We start from the raw sequence: 23,379 nt of genomic DNA on the forward strand, positions 1-23,379 counted from the left end.
CTCGTCCTCTCCCCCTCCGCTAGAGGGTGCGGAGGTCGTCAAAGGGCCAATAGATGAGTATGGCGCGCGATGTCACGCTCGCGATGGGGACGGCACCAAAGTAGCGTGAGTCGAGCGAGTTGGTGCGGTTGTCCCCCATGACCCAGATGCAGCCATCAGGCACCACGTAGGGATAGGAGATGGGACCAGAGAGATTGCTGGCATGCTCCTCCAGCGGCATGGAGGCCCTGCCTTCGGTATAGCTCTCGTCGCATGCCTGATCGTCCACATACACCGTGCCGCCCCTGAGGTCGACCGTCTGGCCCGACATGGCGATGACGCGCTTGATGAGCGTCTCCCCCGAGCCCGCAGGGTCAAGAAACGTGACGACGTCACCCTGACGAGGCGCACCGAAGCGATAGGAGACCTTCTCCCCCACCACACGGTCCCCCAGTTGGATGGTGTCGAGCATGGATCCCGAGGGAACATAGAAGACGCCAAGGACGAAGGTGAAGAGCAGCCACATGACGAGCACGGTGCCGCCCACCGTCACCAGCCACCAGAGTGCCCCGCCGTCCGCAGGCGTCTCCGTCTCATGCTGCCTGTCATGCCTCATCCTAGCCCACCCCCTAGGGTGCCGTCCCCACCGATGCCACAAACGCCCGCTCCTCATCCGTGAGGGATGCCCCTTCCAAAAGATCGGGGCGCCAGCGGGCCGTACGTTCGAGGGCACTCCTGCGCCGCCACGCATCCACCGCGCCGTGGTCGCCAGAGAGCAGGACGTCGGGAACGGACATGCCCCTGAACGTGGCGGGGCGCGTGTACTGAGCATACTCGAGGAGCCCCTCCGAGAAGGACTCGTCCTTGGAACTCATCTCGTCACCGAGCGTCCCCGGCAGGAGGCGCACGACGGCATCGATCACCACGAGCGCGGCAAGCTCCCCACCCGTCAGGACAAAGTCCCCTAGGGAGAGCGTCTCGTCCGCCAACGCATAGGCTCGCTCGTCCATGCCCTCATAGCGTCCGCACACAAGGAGGATGCGCTCCTCACATGCGAGTCGCTCGGCACGACGCTCGTCAAAGGCGCGCCCACAGGGGGAAAGGAACACTACATGGGGATGGGATGGGCCCCTGCTCGAGAGATCCTCGACAGCCTCGAAGACCGGCTCGCACTTCATGAGCATGCCCTGGCCACCGCCAAAGGGGGCATCGTCCACCGTATTGTGACGGTCGTGCGTCCAATCCCTGAGGTCATAGGCCTCGAAGTCGAAGATATGCCGTCTGCGGGCACGCCCCAGTATGGACTCGTTGACATAGGAGTCAAAGACCTGGGGAACCACCGACAGCGCCTCAAGCATCACGAGGCATTCACCTCCACCAGCCCCCTTGGAAGTCGCACCAGCCACCTTCCCTGCTCGTCCTGTCCCATGACGATGTCCCCTACGACGGGCACGAGCACCTCGCCATAGGGTCCGCGCACGGACCACAGGTCGTTTGCGGGCGTCTCGAGCACGTCCTCGATGGTGCCCACCACGCCGCGGGCTCCGTCGACAACCTCCCTGCCCATCACGACACGCAGGTCGTCCCGGCCCAGGTCGCCGGGCAGGTCATCCTCACGTGCGAGTAGCGAGCGGCCAACGAGGTGGGAGGCGGCATCCATGTCGGTGACGCCCGAGAGGGAGAGCCTCAGGCGCTCGCCCTGTGCCGCGACGCCCGTGATCACAAGCGTCCGTGGCCCCTTGAGGCGGGGTGGCACGAGCCATACGCGCAGACCCTCATGCAGATAGGGGGAGAGGCTGTGGACAACACCTGCCACGACCTCCCCATCTCTGCCATGCGTCCTGCCAATGCGGGCTATGGTCCAATAACGCGTACGCACAAGCTACCCCCGCACCTCCACCTCGACGGAGGTGCCAACGCGCGATCCGAGCGCCCGCGCCAAGGTCCGTATGGCCTTGATCGTGCGACCACGCCTGCCAATGACACGCCCGGCATCATCCGTGGCGCAGCTGATCTCTATCAGGGAGGAGCCCTCGCCATCCGTGACGTCCAACGAGACGGCCCCCTCGTCCGTCACCAAGCCGCATACGATGTACTCGACAAGGTCGGCCACCTGGTCAGACGGCAGCTCGGAGGATGGGGTCGCGACCCCGGCCATGCCGGATTCGACGCTCTGGTCAGCCACGATGCCTACTCCGCGCTCTCGGCTGCAACGGCCTTCTTGGAGAGCTTCCGCTTCTTCTCGGGTGCGGGGGCGCCACCTCTCGCGATGTCGATGAGGTGAGAGACGGTGGTGGAGGGCTGGGCGCCCCTGCCAATCCACTCGTCGATCTTCTCGACGTCAAGGTCGATGGTCTTAGGGTCGGTCAGAGGGTCATAGCGACCAACGAGCTCGATGTAGCGACCATCACGCGGCATGCGGCCGTCAGCGACGACAACGCGGTAGTACGGACGCTTCCTGGCGCCATGACGGGAGAGACGGATCTTGACTGCCAACGTAGGACTCCTTCTATCGTGCGGCGCGTCTGCTGGATAGGTGGGGCGCCGCAGTACCACACAAGCAGCTCTACATGATACGTCATGCGCGAACAGGCGCAAGACAGAGTTTGCAAGAACCAGAATTACACACGGGGACGTTCCGCCGTCTTTAAGGTACGTCCCAAGGAAAAGCTATCTACGTGACGTATGGTCATATGTAGCCTTGTCACAAAGAGACTTGTGCTATGAATGAGTACCATGGATTTCAAGTTCCTGATAGACCAAAGGAGGGTCCTATGAACATTCTTGTGGTCGAAGACGAGAAGAATCTTGCCGACGCCATCGTGCATATACTGAAGGACGAGGGGTTCAACACCAAGGCGGCCTATGACGGCGAAGAGGGCCTCAAGGAGGCCGAGACGGGCATGTACGACGCCATCGTCCTTGACGTCATGCTCCCCGTGCTCGACGGCATCGAGATGACCAAGCGACTGCGGGCGGAGGGCAACTCCATCCCCATCCTCATGCTGACCGCCCGCACCACCACCAACGACAAGGTGCGCGGCCTCGACGCCGGCGCCGACGACTACATGACCAAGCCCTTCGAGTCCCCTGAGCTGCTCGCCCGCGTGCGCGCCCTCACCAGGCGCCAGGGCGAGATGGTCATCGACGAGATCACGTTTGCCGACCTCAAGCTCGAGCTCACGGCGCACGACCTCTCCTGTGGCAACAACAGCGTCCACCTCTCCGGCAAGGAGTTCGCCGTCATGGAGATGCTCATGAGCTCCAATGCGCGCGTCGTCTCCAAGCAGGACCTCCTCACGCACGTGTGGGGCACGAGTGGCGATGCCTCCGAGAACTCCGTCGAGGCCTACATCTCCTTCCTGCGCAAGAAGATCGCGCATCTCAAATCCAAGGTGCAGATCACGACGCTGCGCATGCTTGGCTACCGTCTCGAGGACTTCGGCGCAAAATAGCGGCCGGTAGCCAGGCAGCAGAGGGGCACGATGCTCGCATCGCTCAAGAGAAAGCTCGTCATTGCCATGGTGACGCTCGTGGGACTCGTGCTCACGGGCGTCCTGGTTTCTTCGCTCATCACCGTCTACACCTCCTACCAGCGCGCCATCGACCAGGCCCTCGACTGGGCCATGGACTCCCCCCTCGACAACTCCCAGATCGTGGGCGGTGCCGTGGAGGGCGACCAGCGCTTGGGATCGGGCATGCTCGTCATGGGCGTCGAGGTCGCCAGCGATGGCGTGGTGCTGCAGACGTCCAAGCTCCCCCAGTCCATGGATGCGGGCACGCTCGACCAGGTGATTGGCGAGGCACTCTCAAGTGGCACCAACCAGGGCTATCTCTCCGATGCGCAGATCGCATGGAAGTCAAAGGACCTCGGCGACTCGGGCGGCAAGCGCATCGTCATGGTCAACACCTCCGACGTACACTCGGCATGGCGCTATCAGGCCATACGAAACGGCATCGCCTTCGCCCTGGCGCTGGGCGCCGTCATCATCATCGCCTTCTCGTTCGCGGACTGGGCCCTCATACCCGTCAGACAGTCCATGGAACAGCAGCGCCGCTTCGTGGGAGACGCCTCCCACGAGCTCAAGACGCCGCTCGCCGTCATCATCGCCAACACCGAGATCCTCCAGAGGTCGCCGGACGTCCCCCAACGGGAGCGACGCTGGATAGAGAGCACGGCCCAGGAATCCCACTTCATGCGTGAGCTCATCGGTGAGCTCCTCCAGCTCGAACGCACGGACGAGGGCATCGACGGGGCCGAGTTCGCCTTCAGGCACGACGACATAGACCTCTCGGAGCTCGTCGAATCGTCTGCCCTGGAGTTTGATGCCGTCGCCTTCGAGAAGGGCTGTGTCATCGATCTCACGAGCACCGACGGCATCCATGTGAGGGGCGACGCCGAATGGCTCGGCCGCGTCGTGAGGATCTTTCTGGACAACGCCTGCAAGTATGCGGCACCCAACACGACGATCGCCGTGACGCTCGCCCCACAGCATCACCACAGGGCATCGGTGGTGCAGCTCAGCGTCACCGATCGTGGCACGCCCATCCCCCCCGAGGACCTGCCCCACATCTTCGACCGCTTCTATCGTGCGGACGCATCGCGCACCAAGGGCGATGGGCCCGGCGGGTTCGGCCTCGGGCTCTCCATCGCCAAGGGTATCGTCGAGGCCCATGGGGGTACGGCAGGCGCAACGAGCACAAGGGAGCAGGGCACGACCTTCACCGTGAGGCTACCGACCATCTAGCTCCTTGGGTAGACTGGGGGCATGGGCAGCTCCACGCACACCACGACACCACGCGCCTCCTGGTCGGGACCGGCCATCGGCCTGCTCGACCTGGATGCCTTCTTCGCCTCCGTCGAGCAGCTCGACCATCCCGCATGGCGCGGCAAGCCCGTCATCGTGGGTGGGGACGCCGGGAGCAGGGGGGTGGTCTCCACGGCATCCTATGAGGCGAGGCCGTATGGGGTGCACTCGGCCATGCCCTCGGCACAGGCGCGCAGGCTCTGCCCCGACGCCATCTGGACATGCGGCCACTTCGACCGCTATCGGGCCGTGTCGCACCGCGTGATGGCTCTCATCGAGCGGGAGACTCCCCTCATCGAGCAGGTCTCCATCGACGAGGCCTTCTTCGACGTCTCCCCGGGGCGCTATGCCAACGAGAGCCCCATCGCCATCTGCCAGAGGATACAGGCCTCCGTGGCCAAGCTGGGAGTCACCTGCTCCATCGGGCTGGGTGCCAACAAGACCGTGGCAAAGGTCGCCTCCGAGCGCGAAAAGCCGCGTGGCTTGTGCGTGATCCCCCCATCGATGACGGCTGAGTTCTTGGCGCCGCTCCCCATCCGTGCCATGAGCGGCATAGGCCCGCGCACCGCAGGGCGGCTGAGGGGAATGGGCATCGATACGCTGGGACAGCTCGCCGCGGCGGACGTGGAGGCCATGAGGCGGACCTTCGGCAGCATGGGACCCAAGCTCGTGCTCCGCGCCTCGGGCAGGGAGACGAGCACCGTCCCGCCAGCCACCTACCACGAGGACGCAAAGTCCGTCTCCAACGAGCGGACGTTCGCCCATGACCTTGAGGGACGGGACGCCGTGGAGGCGGCCATAGACCATGTGGGCTCACTCGTAGGGCGCAGGCTGCGGGCACAGGGCATCGTGGGATCGGTGGTCACGCTCAAGCTCAAGACCGACTATGCCCATGGCCACACGGCCCAGCAGCGTCTCGTGGAACCCACCGACGACGAACACGAGTTCTGTGCCGTGGCACGCAGGTTGCTCGACCGCGTATGGGCTGAGGGGGAGCCCGTGCGGCTCGTGGGCGTGGGGATGAGCAGGCTGTCCGCCCCCACGCAGACCCAGCTCTCGCTCTTTGGGGAGCGGGATGCCCCTGAGGCAGAAAGCCGCAGGCTACGGGAGCAGCGCCGCAGCCTGAGCGCCGTCGAGGACGAGATTCGCGCCCGCTTTGGCAGGGACTCCCTCAGCATGGGACGTGACCTGCGCCTCAAGAGCTCGGGCACGCTCCCCTCCTCCATGCGGGGCAAGGGCTAGGCCCAACGCGCCCCCTCGGCACCCTCAGCGCTCCCCCACGGCGTCATCCAGGCTCCCGACAGGCGCTGCCGTCGCCCCCTTGAGATCGAGCGGAATCCGTGGCGCCTCTCCCCACAGTCGCTCGAGTCTGAAGTGGTCGCGCGCCTCAGGCCTGAAGACGTGTGCCACCAGCGAGCCGTAATCCATGACGACCCAGGTGCCGCCCTCGCGCCCCTCCGTCGAGATGGGCTTGATGCCACAGATGGCAGCCACGCTCTCGCGGATGCCCTCGAGGACGGAATCCATCTGGGGGCCGTTGGCCACCGTACAGATGAGGAAGTAGTCGCATACATCCGAGATCCCGGTGAGGTCGATGAGCACGATGTCGGTTGCCTTCCTGCCGTCGGCCGCCGCGGCGGCAACCCGAGCGATGGCGAGGGGTGTCTGGGCCATGGTGATGCCTCCCTAGTGAGTCCTTGCGGCTTCGCGCCGGGTGAGGACCAGGTGATTGTAGATGTCCAGCGTCTTGGGGTAGAGGTAGCGTCGCGTGCGGATGACGTACTCGACGCCCGAGCAGAAGCAGGAGGCATAGGCCTCGGCGAGCGGGGCGCCGGCGCGCACGAGGGCCCGAACCTGGTCGATGCCCTCGCTCGAGGGCCTCAGGGGCTCGATGGCGTCGGCCACGAAGACGATCATGTCAAGGGGCCGCATGTCAGTCGAGCCTAGGGTGTGGAGGGCGATGGCCCGCAGCACCGCATCGGAGAGCCCGGGAACCTCCTCACGCAGGTGCCCCGCCGCCGTGATGCCATGCAGGAGGGGGCACACCAGCTCGAGGTCGACACCCATATCGACGCCCTGCCGACGGGCGAGCGCAAGCTGCTCGTCGTTGGAGAGCACCTTGTCCCAGTCATGCAACGTCCCTGCCACACGTGCCTCGAAGGGATCCTGCGCGTAGCGCAGGGCCATGTCCTCGGCCGTGCGCGCGACCGAGAGCGAGTGCTCGTAGCGCCGCGGCTCGGCCCTCTGCATGTGATCACGCAGGGCCTGTTCGATGCGCCCCAGGAAGCGCCGCTGCTCAACCGTATAGGAGACAGGCATCACTCACCGTCCCTCTGTCCATAGCTCGTGCTCCGCGCACCGTACAGCCTATGCTTGTGGATGTACCCCGTCACGGCATCCGGGGTGAGGTACCGGAGGCTCTGCTGGGCCTTCACGCGCTGCCTGAGATGGCTCGAGGAGATGGCAAGTGCGGGCACCTCGAGATAGATGACCGTGAAGTCATAGGGCGAGCTGTCTATGATCCGCTGTGCGCGCGCGAGGTCGTACCCCGGGCGCGTCACCGCAACGAGCGAGGCGAGGCGGGCCATCTTGTCGGCGTTGCGCCACGAGACGATCTCTGCGACCGCGTCGGCGCCCGTGATGAAGTAGAGCTCCACGTTGTCGGGATACATGGCATGCAGCAGTTCGAGCGTGTCTGCCGTGTAGGTGACGCCCTCGCGGTCGATCTCGAAGCGGGAGACCAGGAAGTGTGGGTTGTCTGACGTCGCCAGCAGGGTCATGGCATAGCGGTCGGATCCCAGGCTCACCTGCTTGTCCCGCTTGAAGGCGGGGATGCCCGCCGGCATGAACACGACGACATCGAGGCCGAGCTCGTCGAACGCCGTCTCCGCGGCGACGAGGTGGCCGTTGTGGATGGGGTCGAAGGTGCCGCCCATGATGCCAAGACGATAGGTGCGCGTGGGATCCCTCCCAAGAAGAGGCAGGTCAGATGTATCGATGACACCCTGCGTGATCCGTTCGAGAACCTGATCCTCCATGGCACCCCCTAGAACACCAAGAGATTGTCGCGATGGATGGCCGGCTGTGCTGCCTCGCCATCCAGGAAGCGCTCGATGACGCCAAGCTTGAGGCCCCGAAAGCGCCTGAGATCCCTGGCGTCGTAGGCGGAGATCCCCCGTCCCAACAGCGTGCCGTCCGTGGCAAGGACGTCGATGACGTCGCCGGCCGAGAAACCTCCCGCCACCCGTGCGATGCCCACGGGCAGAACCGATGCCCCCTCGCTGCACACGGCCTCGCGCGCGCCCTCGTCGAGCGTGAGCGAGCCATGCGGGACCTCTGCGGAGGCCAGCCAAAGCTTGCGCGCCCTCTCGTGCTCCCCCATGCACGGGCCCTCGATGCGCGTGCCCACGGCCTCGCCGCGCACGACGGCGGACAGTATGCCCTCCTGCCGGCCGCGGCAGATGACCGTGGGGACGCCGGCCGCCAACGTCAGCCGTGCCGCACGGAGCTTGCTGCGCATGCCACCCGTCCCCATCAGGGAACCCGTGCCACCCGCCATGGACTCGACCCGTGCGTCCACGTGATCGAGCGTGCGGACGATCCGGGCGGAGGGATCTTGGGAGGGGTTCGCGCTGTACAGCCCATCAACATCGGAGAGGATCACGTAGAGATCGGCGTTCACGCTGGCGGAGACGATGGCCCCCAGCATATCGTTGTCACCAAACGTGAATTCGGCCACCGACACCGTATCGTTCTCGTTCACGATGGGAATGGACCCAAGCTCGAGGAGCCGACCCAAGGTGTTGCGAGCGTTGAGGTAGCCCTGGCGATCGGCAAGATCGCGCCGTGTCAGCAGCACCTGGCCGCACCCAAGGCCATGGCGTGCGAGCTCCTGGGCGTAGGCATCAATGAGCAGGGCCTGCCCCGCCGAGGCGCACGCCTGCAGGCTCGGTGTGTCCGTGGGACGCTCCGTGAGCCCCAGGCGACGGAAGCCTGCGGCAACGGCTCCCGAGGAGACGACGATGAGCCGGTAGCCATGATGGGCAAGCCCGCCCACCTGGTCACACAGGCACGCGATGAAGGCGTGGTCGACCTCACCGGTCCCATCCACAAGCGTCGAGGAGCCTATCTTGACGACGATGACGTTGCGCTCGTCGAACACGTCGAAGCTCACCGCCCGTCCGCCTCTCCCGTCCCATCCCCAGGTTGGGGGGCCAGGACGTCCTCGCCGCCCGCCTCGTCCGCTCCCTCCCCCTCGTACTCGAAGGCATGGCCAAGGATGCGCACCTCGTCTCCCGCAACGCACCCCGCCTCGACGAGCCTTGCGTTGAGTCCCGAGCGCTCGAAGCGATGCTGGAGGTAGACGACGGCCTCGTCGTTCTCCCAGTCCGTCTGAACCACCATGCGCTCGATGTCCGTGCCGGAGACGCGCCACACGTGGCGCTCCTCGCGCGTGACCACGATCTGCCGGTCGCGATGGCGGCGCTCGCGCTCGGCCGCCACGTCCAGCAGCTCCGCGGAACCATCGGACGCGCTGTCGGCGGCACGCAGATCGTGCACCTCGCGCGCGCAGGCACCCACCAGCTCGTCCATGCCCGCACCCGTCACGGCGGAGACCGTGAAGAAGGGTCGCCCGTCCGCCTCCGCGGCAATCCTCAGGCGCTCGACCGCATCCTCGACATCCGGCATGTCGCACTTGTTGGCAACCACGATCTGAGGACGCTCCGCGAGCGTCTCGGCATGGGCCGCCAGCTCGCGATTGATGACTCGATAGTCAGCCACGGGATCGCGCCCCTCATAGCCGCCCGTCAGGTCGACCACGTGCAGGATGAGGGCGCTGCGCTCGATGTGGCGCAGGAACTCATGTCCAAGCCCCCTCCCCTCGCTCGCCCCCTCGATGAGGCCGGGGACGTCGGCCACCACGAACGAGAGGCCGCTCTTGGCGCGCACCATGCCCAGGTTGGGCACGAGCGTGGTAAAGGGATAGTCGGCGATCTTGGGACGGGCGGCACTCATGCGCGCGATGAGCGAGCTCTTGCCCACCGATGGCATGCCCACCAGTGCCGCATCCGCCAGGAGCTTCATCTCCAGCTCGATCCAGTGCTCGCGTGCCGGCTCACCCTTCTCGGCAAAGGCCGGCGCGCGGCGCACCGAGGTCACAAAGTGGATGTTGCCCCTACCACCAGCGCCGCCCGGTGCCACGCACACGCGCTGTCCCGGCGTGACGAGGTCGGCTATCACGTAGAGGGGTTCCATGGCCGTAGGGTCGAGCTCGCGCACCTGCGTGCCCTGGGGCACCTTGAGCACGAGATCCTCGCCATCGCGCCCGTGCCGGCGCGCACCCTGGCCATGTGTTGCGCGGCCTGCGCGGAAGTGATGCTTGAAGCGATAGTCCACGAGCGACGAGAGCTGAGGGTCACACGCGAGGCAGACGCTGCCGCCCGTGCCACCGTCGCCACCATCGGGACCGCCCTTGGGCACGAAGGCCTCACGCCTGAACGACATGCAGCCGGCACCACCATCGCCGCCGCGCACGTTGATGCGAGCAAGGTCAGTAAAGCTGCTTGTGGGCACGTCATCCTCCTTTGCCATCCCTCATGGTACTAGAAGAGGACGCCCAGGGTCACGATGGCCACCGCCGCCGATGCCACCAGCACGTCCGGCATCCCAAAGGGATAGCGCCTGCTCGATGACGTGCGCGAGCGAAGGTAGAACCCGCGCTCCTCGGCCGCCAGCGCCGTGTCGTCCGCCTTGGCGACCGACGAGATGAGCAGCGGCGCAATGAGGGGCAGCATGAGGCGCAGTCGCCGGAGGGGGTTGGGCGAGTCGAATGCCACGCCGCGCGCCGTCTGGGCCTCCATGATCTGCCCCATCTGCTCCGAGAAGATGGGGACGAAGCGCAGTGCCGTGGTGATGGTGAAGGCGTAGCGATAGGGCACGTGCAGGACCTCGACGGCCGCGTTGGCCAGATCCGTCAGGCGCGTCACCATGAGCATCATCACGAGCGGGAGAGCGAAGGCGACGAGCCGGAGCGCCACATGCGCGCCCATGTCCAACCCCCTGTCGGTGACCCAGAGGAAGAGCACCGTGCCCTGGCGGACGAGGGCCGTCTGTACGACGAGCATGAGGGTGCCCAAGCCGGCAAAGGCCCCCAGGAGCCTGAGCGTGTCCGAGGCGATGCCTGCATAGCCGCCCACCAACACGAGCAGGACGATGATACCCACGAGCATGGGGTAGCCGCCTGCCAGGAGCGTCGCCACGCAGACGCAGACGGCAAAGGCGACCTTGGTGATGGGATTCGCCCGGTGCAGGAGCGTCGCTCCCTCATGATAGTCAAGAACGGATGTCACCTAGCCCACCAGCCCCTTCGTGATGGAGACGATGTCCGATACCTCCGTGGCCCCCGAAAACGCCGGGGAGACTCGAGCGTCCAGAGCACGGGCGATGCGCATGACCTCGGGGGCGTCCACGAAGGCCTGGCGCATGAGGGCGTCATCGGAGAACACGCGTCGCGTGTCCCCGTCGGCCACGATGCGCCCCTGCGCCATCACGACGAGGCGGGAGGCGAAGTCGGAGACGACCTCCATGTCGTGACAGACCATGATGACGGCACAGCCCTGCTCGCGCGCCGCCTCGACGGCATCCATGACGACCATGCATTCGTGATAGTCGAGGCCACTGGTGGGCTCGTCCAGGATGAGGACGCGCGGATTGGTGACGACCACTGAGGCGAGCGCCACGATCTGTCGCTGGCCCCGACCCAGTGAGAAGGGGGCGGCGTCGCCCGGCAGCGAGAAGTGCCCGACCGTATCTTCCGCGCGGCGCAGCGCCTCGTCATGGTCGATGCCCAGAAGGCCCAGTGAGAAGGCGACCTCCTCCACGACCGTGTCCTTGCAGATCTGGCGGTTGGGATCCTGGAAGAGCGTGGAGACATGCTGGGCCAGCTCGCTGGTACGCACCTGGCGCGTGTCAAGCCCACAGATGGTGACCGACCCCTCGTCGGGCTTCAGAAGGCCATTCATGAGCTTGGTCATGGTGGTCTTTCCCGCCCCGTTCTGGCCAATGACGGCAAGGAGCTCCTGGGGACGCACGTCAAAGGTGAGCCCCCGCACCGAGGCCGTGTTGCCGGGATAGGCGAATCCCACCTGCGCAAAGGACAGCACGGGGTCGCATGTCGTGGAGGAGGCGAAAGATACCACCGACGCGGGCGAGCCCCCCCGCTGCGCCGCGGACGGCGCCGACGCATCCTCCCCCACCACGTGCGCGATGGCGTCTTCGACCTCGGGTGGCGTGAGACACACTTCCCCCTCGGCAAGCAGACCGAGCGATGCGAGCCTGTTGGAGATGCGGGTGGAACGGGGGCTGTCCACGCCCACACGCCGCAGCTCGCCGGCGTGCGCAAACACCTCGCGCGGCGTGCCGATGCGCTCCACGCGCCCGTCCGCGAGCACGCAGAGGCGCGAGCAGAACTCCGCGAGCAGGGCGACCTTCTGCTCCACGACAAGGACCGTGATGCCCTCGTCGTGGTTGAGCTCGCGCAGCGTCTCGAACACGGCGCGTGACGACACGGGATCGAGGGCCGCCGTCGGCTCGTCGAGCACGAGGATCTGTGGTCGCAGCGCAAGGATGGCGGCGATGGCCACCTTCTGCTTCTGCCCGCCCGAGAGGGTCGAGATGTCACGATGCAAGAGCTCGGCGATGCCGCAGACATGCAGCGCCCACAAGACGCGCGCGGGGATGTCCCCATGGGGCACACCAAAGTTCTCCAGCCCATAGAGCATCTCGTCCTCGACGTTGGAGGCGACCATCTGGGCATCGATGTCCTGCAGGACCGATCCCAGGACCCGAGAGACGTCCGTCAGTCCCACCGTGCAGGTGTCCCGGCCGTCTACGGTGCAGACGCCCTGGAACGTACCGGAGAAGTGATGCGGCACCGCCCCCGAAAGCACATGGGTAAGCGTCGTCTTGCCAGCACCGGAGGGACCGATGATGCCCAGGAACTCCCCGCGCCCCACCGTGAGGGAGACGTCATCCAGGGCAGCGTGGGCGGCACCCTCATAGCTAAAGGACACCCGGTCGAGCGAGACTATCGTTGCTGCGCGCTCCGTACGAGCCACCGCCTCCCGTCACAGGCCACCGCGGCGCCCGCGCACCGCGGCGACACATGACCCCTATCGCTTTGCCGCCTTCTTGAGAGGCAGGTAGAGCACCTGCACGACGATGGCATTGGCCAAGGCCGTGCCAAAGACGATGGGGAGCTTGAGGGCGATAGTCGCAGGGTCAGCCCCCATGGCGAAGGTGCCCACGACCGCAAAGATGAGGCCGGAGACCGTGGTGGTGAGAAAGGCGCCCACGAACGGCAGCACGGACGCCTTGCCCCTCCTGTCCACGGCGCGCGCGAACGCAAGCATCACCAGGATGGCGGGTAGGTCACAGAGATACTCCACGCCCGGGATGGACGTGGTGACCTGGATGACGGTCGCCGCGAGCACGGCAATCACGAGCGCCTGTGGAACGGTTGGGATGAGGATGATGGTCGCGAGACAGTAGGCCGAGATGATGAACTCGGGCTGGATGCCCGTGATGGCCAGCGCCTTGCCTACCGTGAGGTTAAGCACGAACCCCGCCGCCAGCAGGATGGCCACGAGCACCAGGGAGGTCACGTCGAGCTTGCCCGAACGATCCTTGGAGCTGGTGGTGACGGTGCGGGGCTCGCGCTGTTCGTTGTCCATGGGGGCAGTGCCTTTCTCTGAGGGGGCGGATGGCCGCGCGGGCACGGGGTATGGCCGTGGCCACGGCGAGGACAAAAAGGCTCCCGGTCAACCCGGGAGCCGCTGTGGTGCCTATGCATAGGGTAGGTGCACGCCCTCGTCATGACAAGCCCGCAGGCGCAGGCGTACCCATCTTGAAACATAGCCACGGGAGGGGCCTCCGAGGAGACTCATCAGACATGGGAGGGACTAGGCGGTCGTACGCACATGCACGTAGTGCTTCTTGCCCCTCTTGAACTCGACGATGCCATCGGCAAGCGCAAAGAGGGTGTCATCCCTGCCACGACCCACATTCTCCCCAGGGGTGATGTGAGTGCCGCGCTGACGGACTATGATCTGGCCGGCCTTGATGGCCTGACCACCAAAGACCTTGGTGCCCAGACGCTGGGAGTTGGAGTCACGACCGTTACGGGAAGTGCCCTGGCCTTTCTTGTGAGCCATAGCGTACCTGCCTATCTCTGTCTCTATGCCTACGTTACTCGGGCTTCTCGGACGAAGCGGCCGCCATGCGGGGCAGCGAGGAGACCTCGAGTCTGGTGAGCTGCTGACGATGGCCCTTGGTGCGGTGGTAGCGCTTGCGCTTCTTGAGCTTGAAGACGAGCACCTTCTCGTCCTTGAGGTGCTCAAGCACCTCGCAGGTGACCTTCTTCCTCCCGAGGTCGGCAGTGCCAGTGACCGTCTGCGTGCCGTCGCTCAGCATGAGTACGTCAAGCTTGACCTTGTCGCCAGGTTGCGCATCGAGCCTCTCGACGTCGATGACGTCACCCTTGGCAACCTTATACTGCTTGCCCCCAGTGGTAACGATTGCGTACATGTTCTACCTTTCTTGGTGCCTGTAAGTGCAACAGCCAGTGATGTTACCAGCGCAGGGGCGCCCCGTCAACAACAATCGGCCTTCACATGCTTACCGTGCCCTGCGCTCACACGGCTCGGCGGGCACAACCCCTCGTGGCGTGGTGACGCCCATCCACCACGTGGCCGACGATGCATCCAAGCGCCATGCCCGTGACAATGCTGCCCGCATAGCCCACGACACCCCTGAGCGCCCAACCGAGGGGTCCCGTGGGCTGTGGGAGCCTGCGTGCCACCTGCCGATAGACGAGGCCAGCGCCAATGACCCCAACCAGCACCAACGCGTCCCGAACGTCCGATTCCAGCCCATGCGCCGCCAGGACCTCAAAGGCCATGCGCAGCTGATTGGCCGTCATGACCGGCATGTCGGCACCGGGGATGAGCGGCAGGGCACCCACGGCGGCATTCTCACGGGCGCAGCGCGCGATGAAACGGCGCGTCGCCTCGGGACGGCAGAAGGGGAAGCTCGCCGCCAGGGCAAGCTCGCGATGGGCCATGGCGGCAAGGAGCCACGCGGCAAGCGACGGCGCCACCTGGCGCGCATCCGCACAGGGTATGGGCGTCACCTGCGGCGACGCGACGGGTGTCGCCCGCCGCGATGCCGGCAGGAGCACACAGAGCGGGGTCGTGGTCTGCCCCACCTGCGGCAGGGCCCCTGCGGACAGCACGATGCACGCATCCCCTGCCGGCATCAGCGGCGCCGTGCCCAGCGGGCGCACGCCGACATGGGCGCCCGTCCGCTCGGGAACGAGCACGTCCCTCACCGCCGCGGCCAGCCATGCGGGCGTGCGGGGGTCGACGAGCACGCTGATGGTGACATCCTCCCCCGCCCTCGCGAAGACGCGCCTGCCCGTGCCGAGCGCATCAACGACGAGGCCGGGCGCCACGGACTTCCTCCTGCGCTTTGTCACGAGATCACCCCTATGCCGTCTTGGGAATGTGGTGCCATACCGACTGCACCAGCCCCACCGTCATGAGCTGCATGATCATGGACGAGGAGCCGAAGCTGATGAAGGGCAGCGGAATGCCGGTGATGGGCATGATGCCAATGCACATGCCCACGTTCTGCAGGAGCTGGAAGGACCACATCGTCGCGATGCCCACGAGCACGAGCTTGCCAAAGGGAGCCTCGACGCGCTGGGCGAGCGCGATGGTCGAAAAGATGAGCATGCCGAAGAGGCCCAGAAGGACGATGGTTCCGACAAAGCCGAACTCCTCTGCGAGCAGGGCAAAGACGAAATCGGTCTGCGCCTCGGGCAGAAAGCCGCTCCCCGCCTGGGAGGCGTTGCCGATGCCCTTGCCCAGAAAGCCACCGGAACCCACGGCAATCTTGGCCTGTTGGAGGTTGTAGCCATTGCCCGAGGGATCGACGGAGGGGTCGACGAAGACGATGAGTCGATTGAGCTGATACTGCTTCAGCACGTGAGGCAGTCCCGGCGTCACGGAGGTGGCGATGAGGAGCGTCGCAAAGAGCACGATGAGCGCGATCGTCACCAGCACCCAACTGCGCTTGGCACCGGCACAGATGATGATCGCAGCACCCATGACCAGCACGATGAGACCCGTTCCGAGGTCGGGCTGAAGCAGGATGAGCATGAACGGGACGAGCAGCACGCCACAGAGCTTGACGTAGTCGCGCAACGAAGTCATGCGCCCGTTGTACTCGGACGCGAGGGAGGCCATGAGGAGGATCGTGACGATCTTGGCAAACTCGGACGGCTGGAACGTCAGGGGGACGAGCGGCACCTTGACCCAGCCCGTGGCCCCGTTGACGTTATGGCTGAGTCCTGGCACCAGCGGCATGATCATGAGCGCGCAGTCAATGACAAAGAGCACCTTGGACATGTTGACAAGCGCGCGGTAGTCATAGCGCCACAGTCCCAGGGCGAGGATGAGGCCGATGACGATGCCCACCATCTGGCGTGGGAACGATGCCGCGGGAATGGTGAGGGAGGCCGACCAGATGACCACCGCCCCATATATCGTAAGCGCGAGCGCCGCAAGCAGCTGGGGCCGGTAGAAGTTGGAGCGGCGGGAGGAGCTGGCGGCGGAGACGCGTGGGCTCCTCAGGTTCTTGGAGAGCGCGCCTGAGATGCCCGTGGCGATGCCGTGGACGACGGTGCCTAGGGAATGGCCCAGATTGTTGTCGGATCCCGATGCCATGGGCTACCTCACCCCACTCGAGTCGACGGCCGTCGAGGTGTCGGGCTCACCGTATATGGTACCAAGAACGTCACGCACCACATAGAGCGCACCGTCGCTGCCATAGCCACTGTGCTCGATGGTGGCAGCGACGACATACTGGGGGTTGTCGATGGGGCAGTACGCCACAAACCATCCCGTGGGCGTGCCATTGGTCACCTCGGCCGTACCCGTCTTGCCCGCAACCTGCACCGAGAGGTTCGTGAAGTGCGACGCCTGCGCCTCGGACTCATCGTAGATGACGCCCTTGAGGCCGGCATGCACGAGGTCGATATACGTCTTGTCGACATCTATCTGGTAGTTGACCTGATTCCTGTACGCAATGACGCTCCCCGACCCCACGTCGGAACGCACGGACTTGAGCAGGTGGGGCTTCCAGACGATGCCACTCAGAGAGAGCCCCGCATAGACGCAGGCCATCTGGAGCGGCGTCACGAGCAGGTCACCCTGGCCGATGGCGAGGTTCGTGTCATCACCACCCTGCCAGGCGCGGGCGTCCGCGGATGACGAGGAGAAGTACTCCTCCTTCCATTCGGGCGTGGGCACGCGCCCGTAGCCCTCGTTGGGAAGGTCTATGCCCTCACGCGAGCCCAGCCCCCACTGCCTCAGGGTGTCCTGCAGTGCCTCCGGGTCGTCCGAGTAGTAGAACCCCTTGCCGATCTCGTAGAAGACGACGTCGCAGGAGTAGGTGATGCCCGTCTGCACATTGACGGCGCCATGCCCGGTCTTCTTCCAGCAGTACTGGCCATAGCCACTGCCAAAGCCCGTCCAATACCCCGTACAGTAATAGGATGACTCAGGCGTGGCGATGCCGTTCTTGAGGGCTGCCAGCGCCGTGAGGGGCTTGATGGTCGATGCCGAGGGATACTGGCCGGAGATGGCACGATTGAGCAGTGGGTTGTTCGCCGCATCCGAGGAGAGCGCATCCCAGTCATCCGCCGAGATGCCACCCACGAAGATGTTTGGGGAGTACGTGGGGTAGCTTGCCATGGCAAGCACCTCGCCCGTGGTGACGTCCATCGCGATGCAGCTGCCGCCGTTGCAGTCGGAGTGCTGGGCGCGCAGCTTGGAGATCCGGTCCGACAGCGCCTTCTCGGCCGCGGCCTGGATGTCTGCGTCGATGGTGAGCGTCACGTCGGAGCCCGCGCGTGGGTCGACCGCAGAGGCATAGCTGAGGACGGTGCCGTCGGCATCCACATAGACATTCTGCTCGCCCTTGACACCCTGGAGCACGCTCTCATACTCATACTCGACGCCCGCCTGGCCGACGGTGTCCCCCATCTCGTACGCTATGGAACCATCGTCTGATGAGCCCATGGCCTTCACCTGGTCGGACGTGATGGCGCCCGTATAGCCGAGCACATGCGCCGCAAGGCTGCCCCTGGGATAGAGCCGCTGCGTGCGTTGCACGACCTCCACGTCGGGAAACACGTGCGGATGGGCCTCGATGTAGGCAACGACGCGACGTGAGACGTCCTGTGCCACCGTGCGCATGCTCTGCGCGCCACCCGTCGCGTCCTGGATGTTGCGGCGCACGGCCGTGGGGGGCATGCCAATGAGGTTGGCCAAAAGGGTGACGGTCATGTCGTTGTCAGCCACGTCGGACTTGGCGACGACGCAGAGGCTGGCGCGGTTGGTGACCAGCTCCTTGCCATTGCGATCGAGGATGCGGCCGCGCGGTGCCGTGACCGAGATGGTGCGCGTACGGTTCCTCTCGGCCTGTGCGCTGTACTCGTCCTGGGAGACAAGCTGCATGGACCACAGGCGTGCCAGCAGGATCGCGAGAATGGAGCCAGAGAAGACGTGCAGCCCCGACAGACGTGACTTGAAGCCCGACTCGCTGGAGGTGTCGGAGCCGCCCGACGCCGTGGGAACACCGCCGCCGATGTCCAGCTTGAAGTGCTCGTCTGAGCGGCGCCCCAGGAGGAGGAAGGCCGCGATGAGCGCCACGAGGAGAACCACGAGCACGATTATGACGATGACGATGGGACTCACCATGCGCCCCTAGAGCCTACCCAGACTGTACCTGCCCGAATGGCGCGTATGCCGGGCACCAAGGGGGCCATGGTGGGAGGGGCCACGCGAAAAGAGGTACGCGAACGGTATGAAGGCGATGCACGTCAGGAAAAAGGTGGGCAGGCTGCGGTACACGAACATGTCAACCACGGAGGCAGCCTGGCCCACGAGGAGCATGGCGAGGTTGTAGGCGAGGCTCACGGCGGCGCACACGATCACAAAGAGGATGATGGCGGCGGAGGTGTCGTCCTGCAGGCGGTTGCGGCTCTCCATCCCCATCAGGAACGCGGCGATGGTGAGCAGCAGCGCCATGAGGCCGATCGGACCTGTCGTGCAGAGGTCGAAGACGAGGCCGGCCACAAAGCCGAGCGCCACGCCAAAGCGGCCACCAACGGTGAGCGAGACGATGGCGCAGTAGATGAACGCGAAGTTGATGTGCCCGTTGGCGACGGAGAGGTAGGGCGCAAATCCCACCTGCAGCACAAGACACACGATGGCGAGGATGAGGCCATCGTGTCGATGCTTGTTGGAGTCATTGACCTGCACGCTGCCCTCCCCTACTGTCCCGACGTGCGCTTGGGGCCCGAGGCGGCATCCGTCCCCGACGCACCCGGGGACGCGGGGGAATCGCTGCCGGACGAGTCGCCACCCACGACGGCCGCATCCTGGGAGTCGGCCTCGGCGATGTCTTGCGAGCTGGCCTCCTGCTCCTCGGTGAGCGACGTGATGACGAGAACCTCCTCGAAGTTCTCCGTCGACGAGGCCGGGGTGACCTCGATGTCATAGTAGAGCGCGCCATCGGAACGGTTGACGCTCGCGACCTTGCCAAGGGGCAGCCCCTTGGGGAACACCCCACCCAGCCCGCTCGTGACGATCGTGTCCCCCACATTGACCGTTTGGTCGGTGGAGATGAGCGTGAGGTGCAGCGTGCCATCGGTGGACCCCTTGAGCATGCCCTGGGCGCGTGAGGATTGCACCATGGCCGAGACGTCCGAGTTCTCGTCCGTGACGAGGCGTACCGTCGAGGAGGCCGCATCGCATTCGATGATCTGGCCGATGGCACCACCCGCGTCGGTGACGGGCATGCCCACGGCCAGGCCCGAGCTCGTCCCCCTGTCAATGACGACCGTGCGCGTCCAGGAGTCCGTGGACGCAGAGATGATGCGAGCGGCCTGGCTCTGAAGGTTGTACGCGTTCTTGAGCTCGAGGAGCTGCTGCAGGCGCGTGGCTGCCTGTGCCTCCTCCTCGAGCTCGGCATTCCTGCTCGCGAGCCTCTCGTTCTCTGCCCTGAGGTCGGAAAGCGACTCCTGGTTCGCGGTCAGGTTGGAGAACACGTTGCCGAGGCCCTGAAAGGGAAGGGACGCGACGGAGCCCACGATGCGAATGGGCGTCGTGACCGTCATGAAGGCACCGCGGACGGTGGTGAGGGCACCCGAGCCGTCCTCGCGCACGCTCATCGTGAACATGACGAGGGACACGATGACAAGCATGATGAACAGCCTGCCACCTGATCCCGAATCGCGCCTTTTGATCCCTGGTGCCTCGTCACGCCCAGAGCCAAAGAAAGCCATGGTCGCTCCCGTTACAGGTTGGCGCTCTGGACGAAGCCGCCAGACAGTGCATTGGCCTCGAGGACCTTGGCACATCCGTTGACGACGTTCTCGAGCGCGGTAGGGCTCACGTTGACGGGGACGCCCGTCTCGTCTCGCAGGCGCTGGTCGAGCCCGCGCAGGAGCCCTCCGCCGCCCGTGAGGAGCACGCCATAGTACATGAGGTCGCTTGCCAGGTCGGGTGGCGTCACGTCGAGGGCGTCCTTGACAGCCTTCGTGACCTCATCGAGAGGCCTGTCGAGCGCGCGGCGAATCTCCTCGGACTCGATACGCACCGTCTTGGGCATGCCCGTAAGCACGTCGCGACCGTTGACCTCAACGTCCAGCTCCTCGGCAAGGGGCGCCGCCGAGCCAACCTTGATCTTGATGTCCTCGGCCGTCCGCTCGCCGATGGAGAGGTTGTACGCGTCACGGACGTGCTCGAGGATCGTCTGGTCGAACTCGTCCCCCGCAGTGCGGATGGACTGTGAGACCACGATGCCGCCCATGGCGATGACGGCCACCTCGGTGGTGCCACCGCCGATGTCTACGACCATGGAGCCCGTGGGGTCCTCGATGGGCAGGTCGGCACCGATGGCGGCGGCCATGGGCTCCTCGATGAGGTAGGCCTGGCGGGCGCCTGCCGAGATGGTGGCCTCGAACACGGCACGCTTCTCCACGGACGTGACGCCCGAGGGCACGCAGACAACGACGCGCGGGCGCGGTGACCACGGATAGCGACGTACGCCGCGCGCCTTCTCGATGAAGTAGCGAAGCATGACCTCGGTGACGTCGAAGTCGGCGATGACGCCGTCCTTGAGGGGCCGTTCGGCGATGATGGAGCCAGGCGTGCGGCCGATCATGCGCTTCGCATCCGCGCCGACGGCGAGCACGCGATCCGCGCTTTGGTCGATGGCGACCACGGAGGGCTCGTTGAGTACGATGCCCTGGCCACGGGCGGCCACCAGCGTGTTGGCCGTACCGAGGTCGATTGCCAGATCGCCGTCATACTCGCCAAAGAGGGAATCGAGAATCGACATGTCTCACATTTCCAATCACGGGCCGGGGTGCCCCGGGCTCCAGGATCCTAGTCGTTGCCGTTGCCAGAGCCGCCGTCGTCGGATGTGCCATTCGACGATATGGTACCAGCCTGAGCGCCGCCCTGCGCAGACGGCGCGTCCGAAATGCTGGGCGAATCAGAGCCCTGCGACGCATACACGGTGGAGATGTCGGATATCTTCCAGCCGATGCCATCACGCTTGAGCTCGACCTTGTACTGCTGCTCGCCACCGGCAGGCAGCTTGACGCTCACGATCATGGTGGAGGACTGCATGGACTGGTCCTGGCCCTTGATCTCGACACTCGACCCTGAGGTGGGCAGAAGCCGCCTCATCTGCTCGCGGTCATCGCTCGAGACGCTCGAGGCGACGTACTGCGAGACGTCGCCGCCATTCGCGGTGGTCTGGAAGAAGCCCTGGACGACGCTCTCTTGGGTGGGCCAGCCATACCCACGGTAGTAGGCGTAGCCCGCACCGGCGGCGGCGAGCACCAGCAGGATGAGGATGACCAGGAACACCCTGAGGCCACGATGGCCGTGCTTGCGCCTGGCCTTGCGCTCCCTCTTGGCCTGGGCGACGATGTCCTCCTCGCTGATGGAGAAGAAGCCCGTGTCCTCGGGCGAGGGCATGACCTCGCCCGTCTTGCCCGTGGGGTCGAGCGGGTCGATGGCGTTGGCGCCTGCGTAGCCGGCGGCCGCCAGGAAGGCGTCGGTCTCGGATGGGTCTCCCCCATCGGCGGCATCGACGGACTTGCGCGCGGCCTCATAGGCGGCCTGCGCTTCGGGCCTCAGCGTGAAGCCCGGCGTCGCGAGGGCATGGCCAAACGAATCGACGGCCTCGCTCATGCGGTTGGCGGCCACGTATGCCAAGCCCAGATCGGCATAGATGGCGGACTTCTCGTCGCTCGCCGCCACGAAGTCGAGGGCGGTGCGATAGGCCTCGACGGCATCGACCGCACGCCCCAGTGACAGGAAGCAGCCACCCAGGTCTTGGAGGGCGCGCGAGGGATTGGGGTTGGCCTCGTCGATGGCGGCGCTCCTGAAGGCGACCGCCGCATCGCGGATGTTGCCCAGGGCCCGGTTGGCGTTGCCCAGGGCCGTGTAGGCCTTGTAGGGCGTCCTATAGGACTCGTCCTTGGTGGCCACTACGAGGGCCGCGACGGCCTCCTGGGGCCTGCCCGCGGCCAGAAGCGCGCGGCCCCTGTTGCAGGAGAGGGCACCCTTGTGACCATAGGAGGCGTCATGCAGCGCATCGGCATAGTCGCGGGCGGCATCGTCAAAGCGGTTGAGCCGCATCATGCAGTTGCCCAGCATGTGATCGATGGCACCGGAGACCTCGCCGGGGTCCTTGGCCTCCGCGAGGAGCTGCGCGGCCGAAAGGATGTCCCCCTGCTGATAGGCTGCCTTGCCTGCCTCGAATTTCTCTTGATTCACGATCAAAACCTCCCGTATGGGTGTTCCTGGGCGCTAGGCCTGCTCGATGCGCACGGACTCGATGACGTCGCCCGCACGGAGCCGGGAGATGACGTCGAGGCCAGCGATGGTCTGTCCGAAGACGGTGTAGCCTAAGTCCAGCGCGTGCTGGGGCCCCAGGCAGAAGTAGAACTGCGAACCCGCGGAGTCAGGGTCCTGGGAGCGCGCCATGGCAAGCGCCCCGTCATCGTGGCTGTTGCGGGGGTTGGTGGAGAACTCCTGCCGTATGGAGTAGCCAGGGCCACCCGTGCCGGGCATCCCATCGGGGCCGGGCCGGCCAGCCGCCACATCCTCGCACGACATCGCGCGCGTGGTGGGACAGCCTCCCTGGATGACAAAGCCCGGTACGTAGCGATGGAACTTGAGCCCATCGTAGAAGCCCGCGGACGCAAGCTCACAGAAGTTTGCCACATGGATGGGCGCGCCCTCGGCGTCGAGCCGAGCACGGATCTCGCCCTTCGAGGTCCTGAAGACGGCGACCTCGGCACCCGTGGGCGTATAGCTGGGTGTATGGAGCGCGTTGTTCCCACAGAGACCCATAGGCCCTCCCCTCATGAGCATGCGACGTTTCTGGGTGCATTCATCCGATTCATTCTATCAGCAGCGATATTATTTCACACATTCGGCAGACC

General features: G+C 65.5%; 26 protein-coding genes. 3 read left to right on the forward strand and 23 right to left on the reverse strand.

What is annotated here, in order from left to right:
- Positions 1–19 precede the first annotated feature (19 nt).
- Genes lepB through rpsP form a run of 5 tightly spaced genes read right to left on the reverse strand, consistent with a single transcriptional unit; the run spans position 20 to position 2,475 of the window.
- Positions 20–595 (reverse strand): signal peptidase I, encoded by a 576-nt coding sequence (lepB, locus tag J2S71_RS10460; protein WP_021726064.1) that lies wholly within the window; start codon positions 593–595, stop codon positions 20–22.
- A 13-nt stretch (positions 596–608) separates the two neighbouring features.
- Positions 609–1,340: a tRNA (guanosine(37)-N1)-methyltransferase TrmD gene (trmD, locus tag J2S71_RS10465; RefSeq protein ID WP_021726020.1), complete on the reverse strand. Its 732-nt coding sequence runs from the start codon at positions 1,338–1,340 to the stop codon at positions 609–611.
- Entirely contained in the window at positions 1,337–1,858 is a 522-nt protein-coding gene (locus J2S71_RS10470) for a ribosome maturation factor RimM (protein WP_307391621.1), read from the reverse strand. The genes trmD and J2S71_RS10470 overlap by 4 nt, the downstream gene beginning before the upstream one ends.
- A gap of 3 nt (positions 1,859–1,861) precedes the next feature.
- Positions 1,862–2,137, reverse strand: a complete 276-nt coding sequence (locus J2S71_RS10475; protein ID WP_040651756.1) for a KH domain-containing protein — start codon at positions 2,135–2,137, stop codon at positions 1,862–1,864.
- A 32-nt stretch (positions 2,138–2,169) separates the two neighbouring features.
- Positions 2,170–2,475 carry a 30S ribosomal protein S16 gene (rpsP, locus tag J2S71_RS10480; RefSeq protein WP_307391623.1) on the reverse strand — a complete coding sequence of 102 codons (306 nt, stop codon included), beginning with the start codon at positions 2,473–2,475 and terminating at the stop codon, positions 2,170–2,172.
- Between the two features lie 278 nt (positions 2,476–2,753).
- On the opposite strand from rpsP, the gene J2S71_RS10485 reads away from it, so the two are divergent.
- From J2S71_RS10485 to dinB, 3 genes are read left to right on the forward strand one after another with little or no spacing between them, the layout of a single operon-like run.
- Positions 2,754–3,434, forward strand: a complete 681-nt coding sequence (locus J2S71_RS10485; RefSeq protein WP_307391626.1) for a response regulator transcription factor — start codon at positions 2,754–2,756, stop codon at positions 3,432–3,434.
- A gap of 30 nt (positions 3,435–3,464) precedes the next feature.
- Positions 3,465–4,727 carry a sensor histidine kinase gene (locus J2S71_RS10490; RefSeq protein WP_307391629.1) on the forward strand — a complete coding sequence of 421 codons (1,263 nt, stop codon included), beginning with the start codon at positions 3,465–3,467 and terminating at the stop codon, positions 4,725–4,727.
- 21 nt (positions 4,728–4,748) lie between these two features.
- Positions 4,749–6,029: a DNA polymerase IV gene (gene dinB, locus J2S71_RS10495; protein ID WP_307391632.1), complete on the forward strand. Its 1,281-nt coding sequence runs from the start codon at positions 4,749–4,751 to the stop codon at positions 6,027–6,029.
- 24 nt (positions 6,030–6,053) lie between these two features.
- Here the strand turns inward: dinB and rsfS are convergent, their stop codons facing one another.
- The 18 genes from rsfS to J2S71_RS10585 form a co-directional block, all read right to left on the reverse strand.
- Entirely contained in the window at positions 6,054–6,461 is a 408-nt protein-coding gene (rsfS, locus tag J2S71_RS10500) for a ribosome silencing factor (protein ID WP_307391635.1), read from the reverse strand.
- Between the two features lie 12 nt (positions 6,462–6,473).
- Complete coding sequence (gene yqeK / locus J2S71_RS10505) at positions 6,474–7,106, reverse strand: bis(5'-nucleosyl)-tetraphosphatase (symmetrical) YqeK (protein WP_021726233.1); 633 nt, start codon at positions 7,104–7,106, stop codon at positions 6,474–6,476.
- Positions 7,106–7,825: a nicotinate-nucleotide adenylyltransferase gene (gene nadD / locus J2S71_RS10510; RefSeq protein ID WP_021726256.1), complete on the reverse strand. Its 720-nt coding sequence runs from the start codon at positions 7,823–7,825 to the stop codon at positions 7,106–7,108. The genes yqeK and nadD overlap by 1 nt, the downstream gene beginning before the upstream one ends.
- An 8-nt stretch (positions 7,826–7,833) precedes the next feature.
- The gene (proB, locus tag J2S71_RS10515; RefSeq protein WP_021726011.1) at positions 7,834–8,961 is read right to left on the reverse strand and encodes a glutamate 5-kinase; all 1,128 of its coding nucleotides are present in this window, start codon (positions 8,959–8,961) and stop codon (positions 7,834–7,836) included.
- Entirely contained in the window at positions 8,958–10,292 is a 1,335-nt protein-coding gene (obgE, locus tag J2S71_RS10520; RefSeq protein ID WP_370873243.1) for a GTPase ObgE, read from the reverse strand. Before obgE ends, proB begins: the two co-directional genes overlap by 4 nt.
- Positions 10,293–10,390: 98 nt before the next feature.
- Positions 10,391–11,137, reverse strand: a complete 747-nt coding sequence (locus tag J2S71_RS10525) for an energy-coupling factor transporter transmembrane component T family protein (protein WP_307391643.1) — start codon at positions 11,135–11,137, stop codon at positions 10,391–10,393.
- Complete coding sequence (locus J2S71_RS10530) at positions 11,138–12,904, reverse strand: ABC transporter ATP-binding protein (RefSeq protein ID WP_307391646.1); 1,767 nt, start codon at positions 12,902–12,904, stop codon at positions 11,138–11,140.
- Between the two features lie 54 nt (positions 12,905–12,958).
- Entirely contained in the window at positions 12,959–13,519 is a 561-nt protein-coding gene (locus tag J2S71_RS10535; RefSeq protein WP_307391648.1) for a hypothetical protein, read from the reverse strand.
- 228 nt (positions 13,520–13,747) lie between these two features.
- Positions 13,748–13,999 carry a 50S ribosomal protein L27 gene (gene rpmA, locus J2S71_RS10540; protein WP_021726043.1) on the reverse strand — a complete coding sequence of 84 codons (252 nt, stop codon included), beginning with the start codon at positions 13,997–13,999 and terminating at the stop codon, positions 13,748–13,750.
- Positions 14,000–14,033: 34 nt separating this feature from the next.
- Positions 14,034–14,372, reverse strand: coding sequence for a 50S ribosomal protein L21 (gene rplU, locus J2S71_RS10545; RefSeq protein WP_307391652.1), 339 nt, complete (start codon positions 14,370–14,372; stop codon positions 14,034–14,036).
- 106 nt (positions 14,373–14,478) lie between these two features.
- Positions 14,479–15,321, reverse strand: coding sequence for a hypothetical protein (locus J2S71_RS10550; protein ID WP_307391654.1), 843 nt, complete (start codon positions 15,319–15,321; stop codon positions 14,479–14,481).
- A gap of 10 nt (positions 15,322–15,331) precedes the next feature.
- Positions 15,332–16,573, reverse strand: coding sequence for an FtsW/RodA/SpoVE family cell cycle protein (locus tag J2S71_RS10555; RefSeq protein WP_307391657.1), 1,242 nt, complete (start codon positions 16,571–16,573; stop codon positions 15,332–15,334).
- 3 nt (positions 16,574–16,576) lie between these two features.
- Positions 16,577–18,610 carry a penicillin-binding protein 2 gene (gene mrdA / locus J2S71_RS10560; RefSeq protein ID WP_021726135.1) on the reverse strand — a complete coding sequence of 678 codons (2,034 nt, stop codon included), beginning with the start codon at positions 18,608–18,610 and terminating at the stop codon, positions 16,577–16,579.
- Positions 18,611–18,616: 6 nt separating this feature from the next.
- On the reverse strand, positions 18,617–19,174 hold the full coding sequence (mreD, locus tag J2S71_RS10565) for a rod shape-determining protein MreD (RefSeq protein WP_021726158.1): 558 nt from the start codon (positions 19,172–19,174) through the stop codon (positions 18,617–18,619).
- Positions 19,175–19,185: 11 nt separating this feature from the next.
- Positions 19,186–20,199, reverse strand: a complete 1,014-nt coding sequence (mreC, locus tag J2S71_RS10570) for a rod shape-determining protein MreC (RefSeq protein ID WP_021726206.1) — start codon at positions 20,197–20,199, stop codon at positions 19,186–19,188.
- An 11-nt stretch (positions 20,200–20,210) separates the two neighbouring features.
- Positions 20,211–21,257, reverse strand: a complete 1,047-nt coding sequence (locus tag J2S71_RS10575) for a rod shape-determining protein (RefSeq protein WP_021726092.1) — start codon at positions 21,255–21,257, stop codon at positions 20,211–20,213.
- A gap of 47 nt (positions 21,258–21,304) precedes the next feature.
- Positions 21,305–22,708: a tetratricopeptide repeat protein gene (locus J2S71_RS10580; protein WP_021726013.1), complete on the reverse strand. Its 1,404-nt coding sequence runs from the start codon at positions 22,706–22,708 to the stop codon at positions 21,305–21,307.
- Between the two features lie 33 nt (positions 22,709–22,741).
- Positions 22,742–23,287, reverse strand: a complete 546-nt coding sequence (locus J2S71_RS10585) for a peptidylprolyl isomerase (protein WP_021726088.1) — start codon at positions 23,285–23,287, stop codon at positions 22,742–22,744.
- Between the last annotated feature and the right edge of the window lie 92 nt (positions 23,288–23,379).

Origin of the sequence: Olsenella profusa DSM 13989, from assembly GCF_030811115.1 — a bacterium.
GTDB classification, from domain to species: Bacteria; Actinomycetota; Coriobacteriia; order Coriobacteriales; family Atopobiaceae; genus Olsenella_F; species Olsenella_F profusa.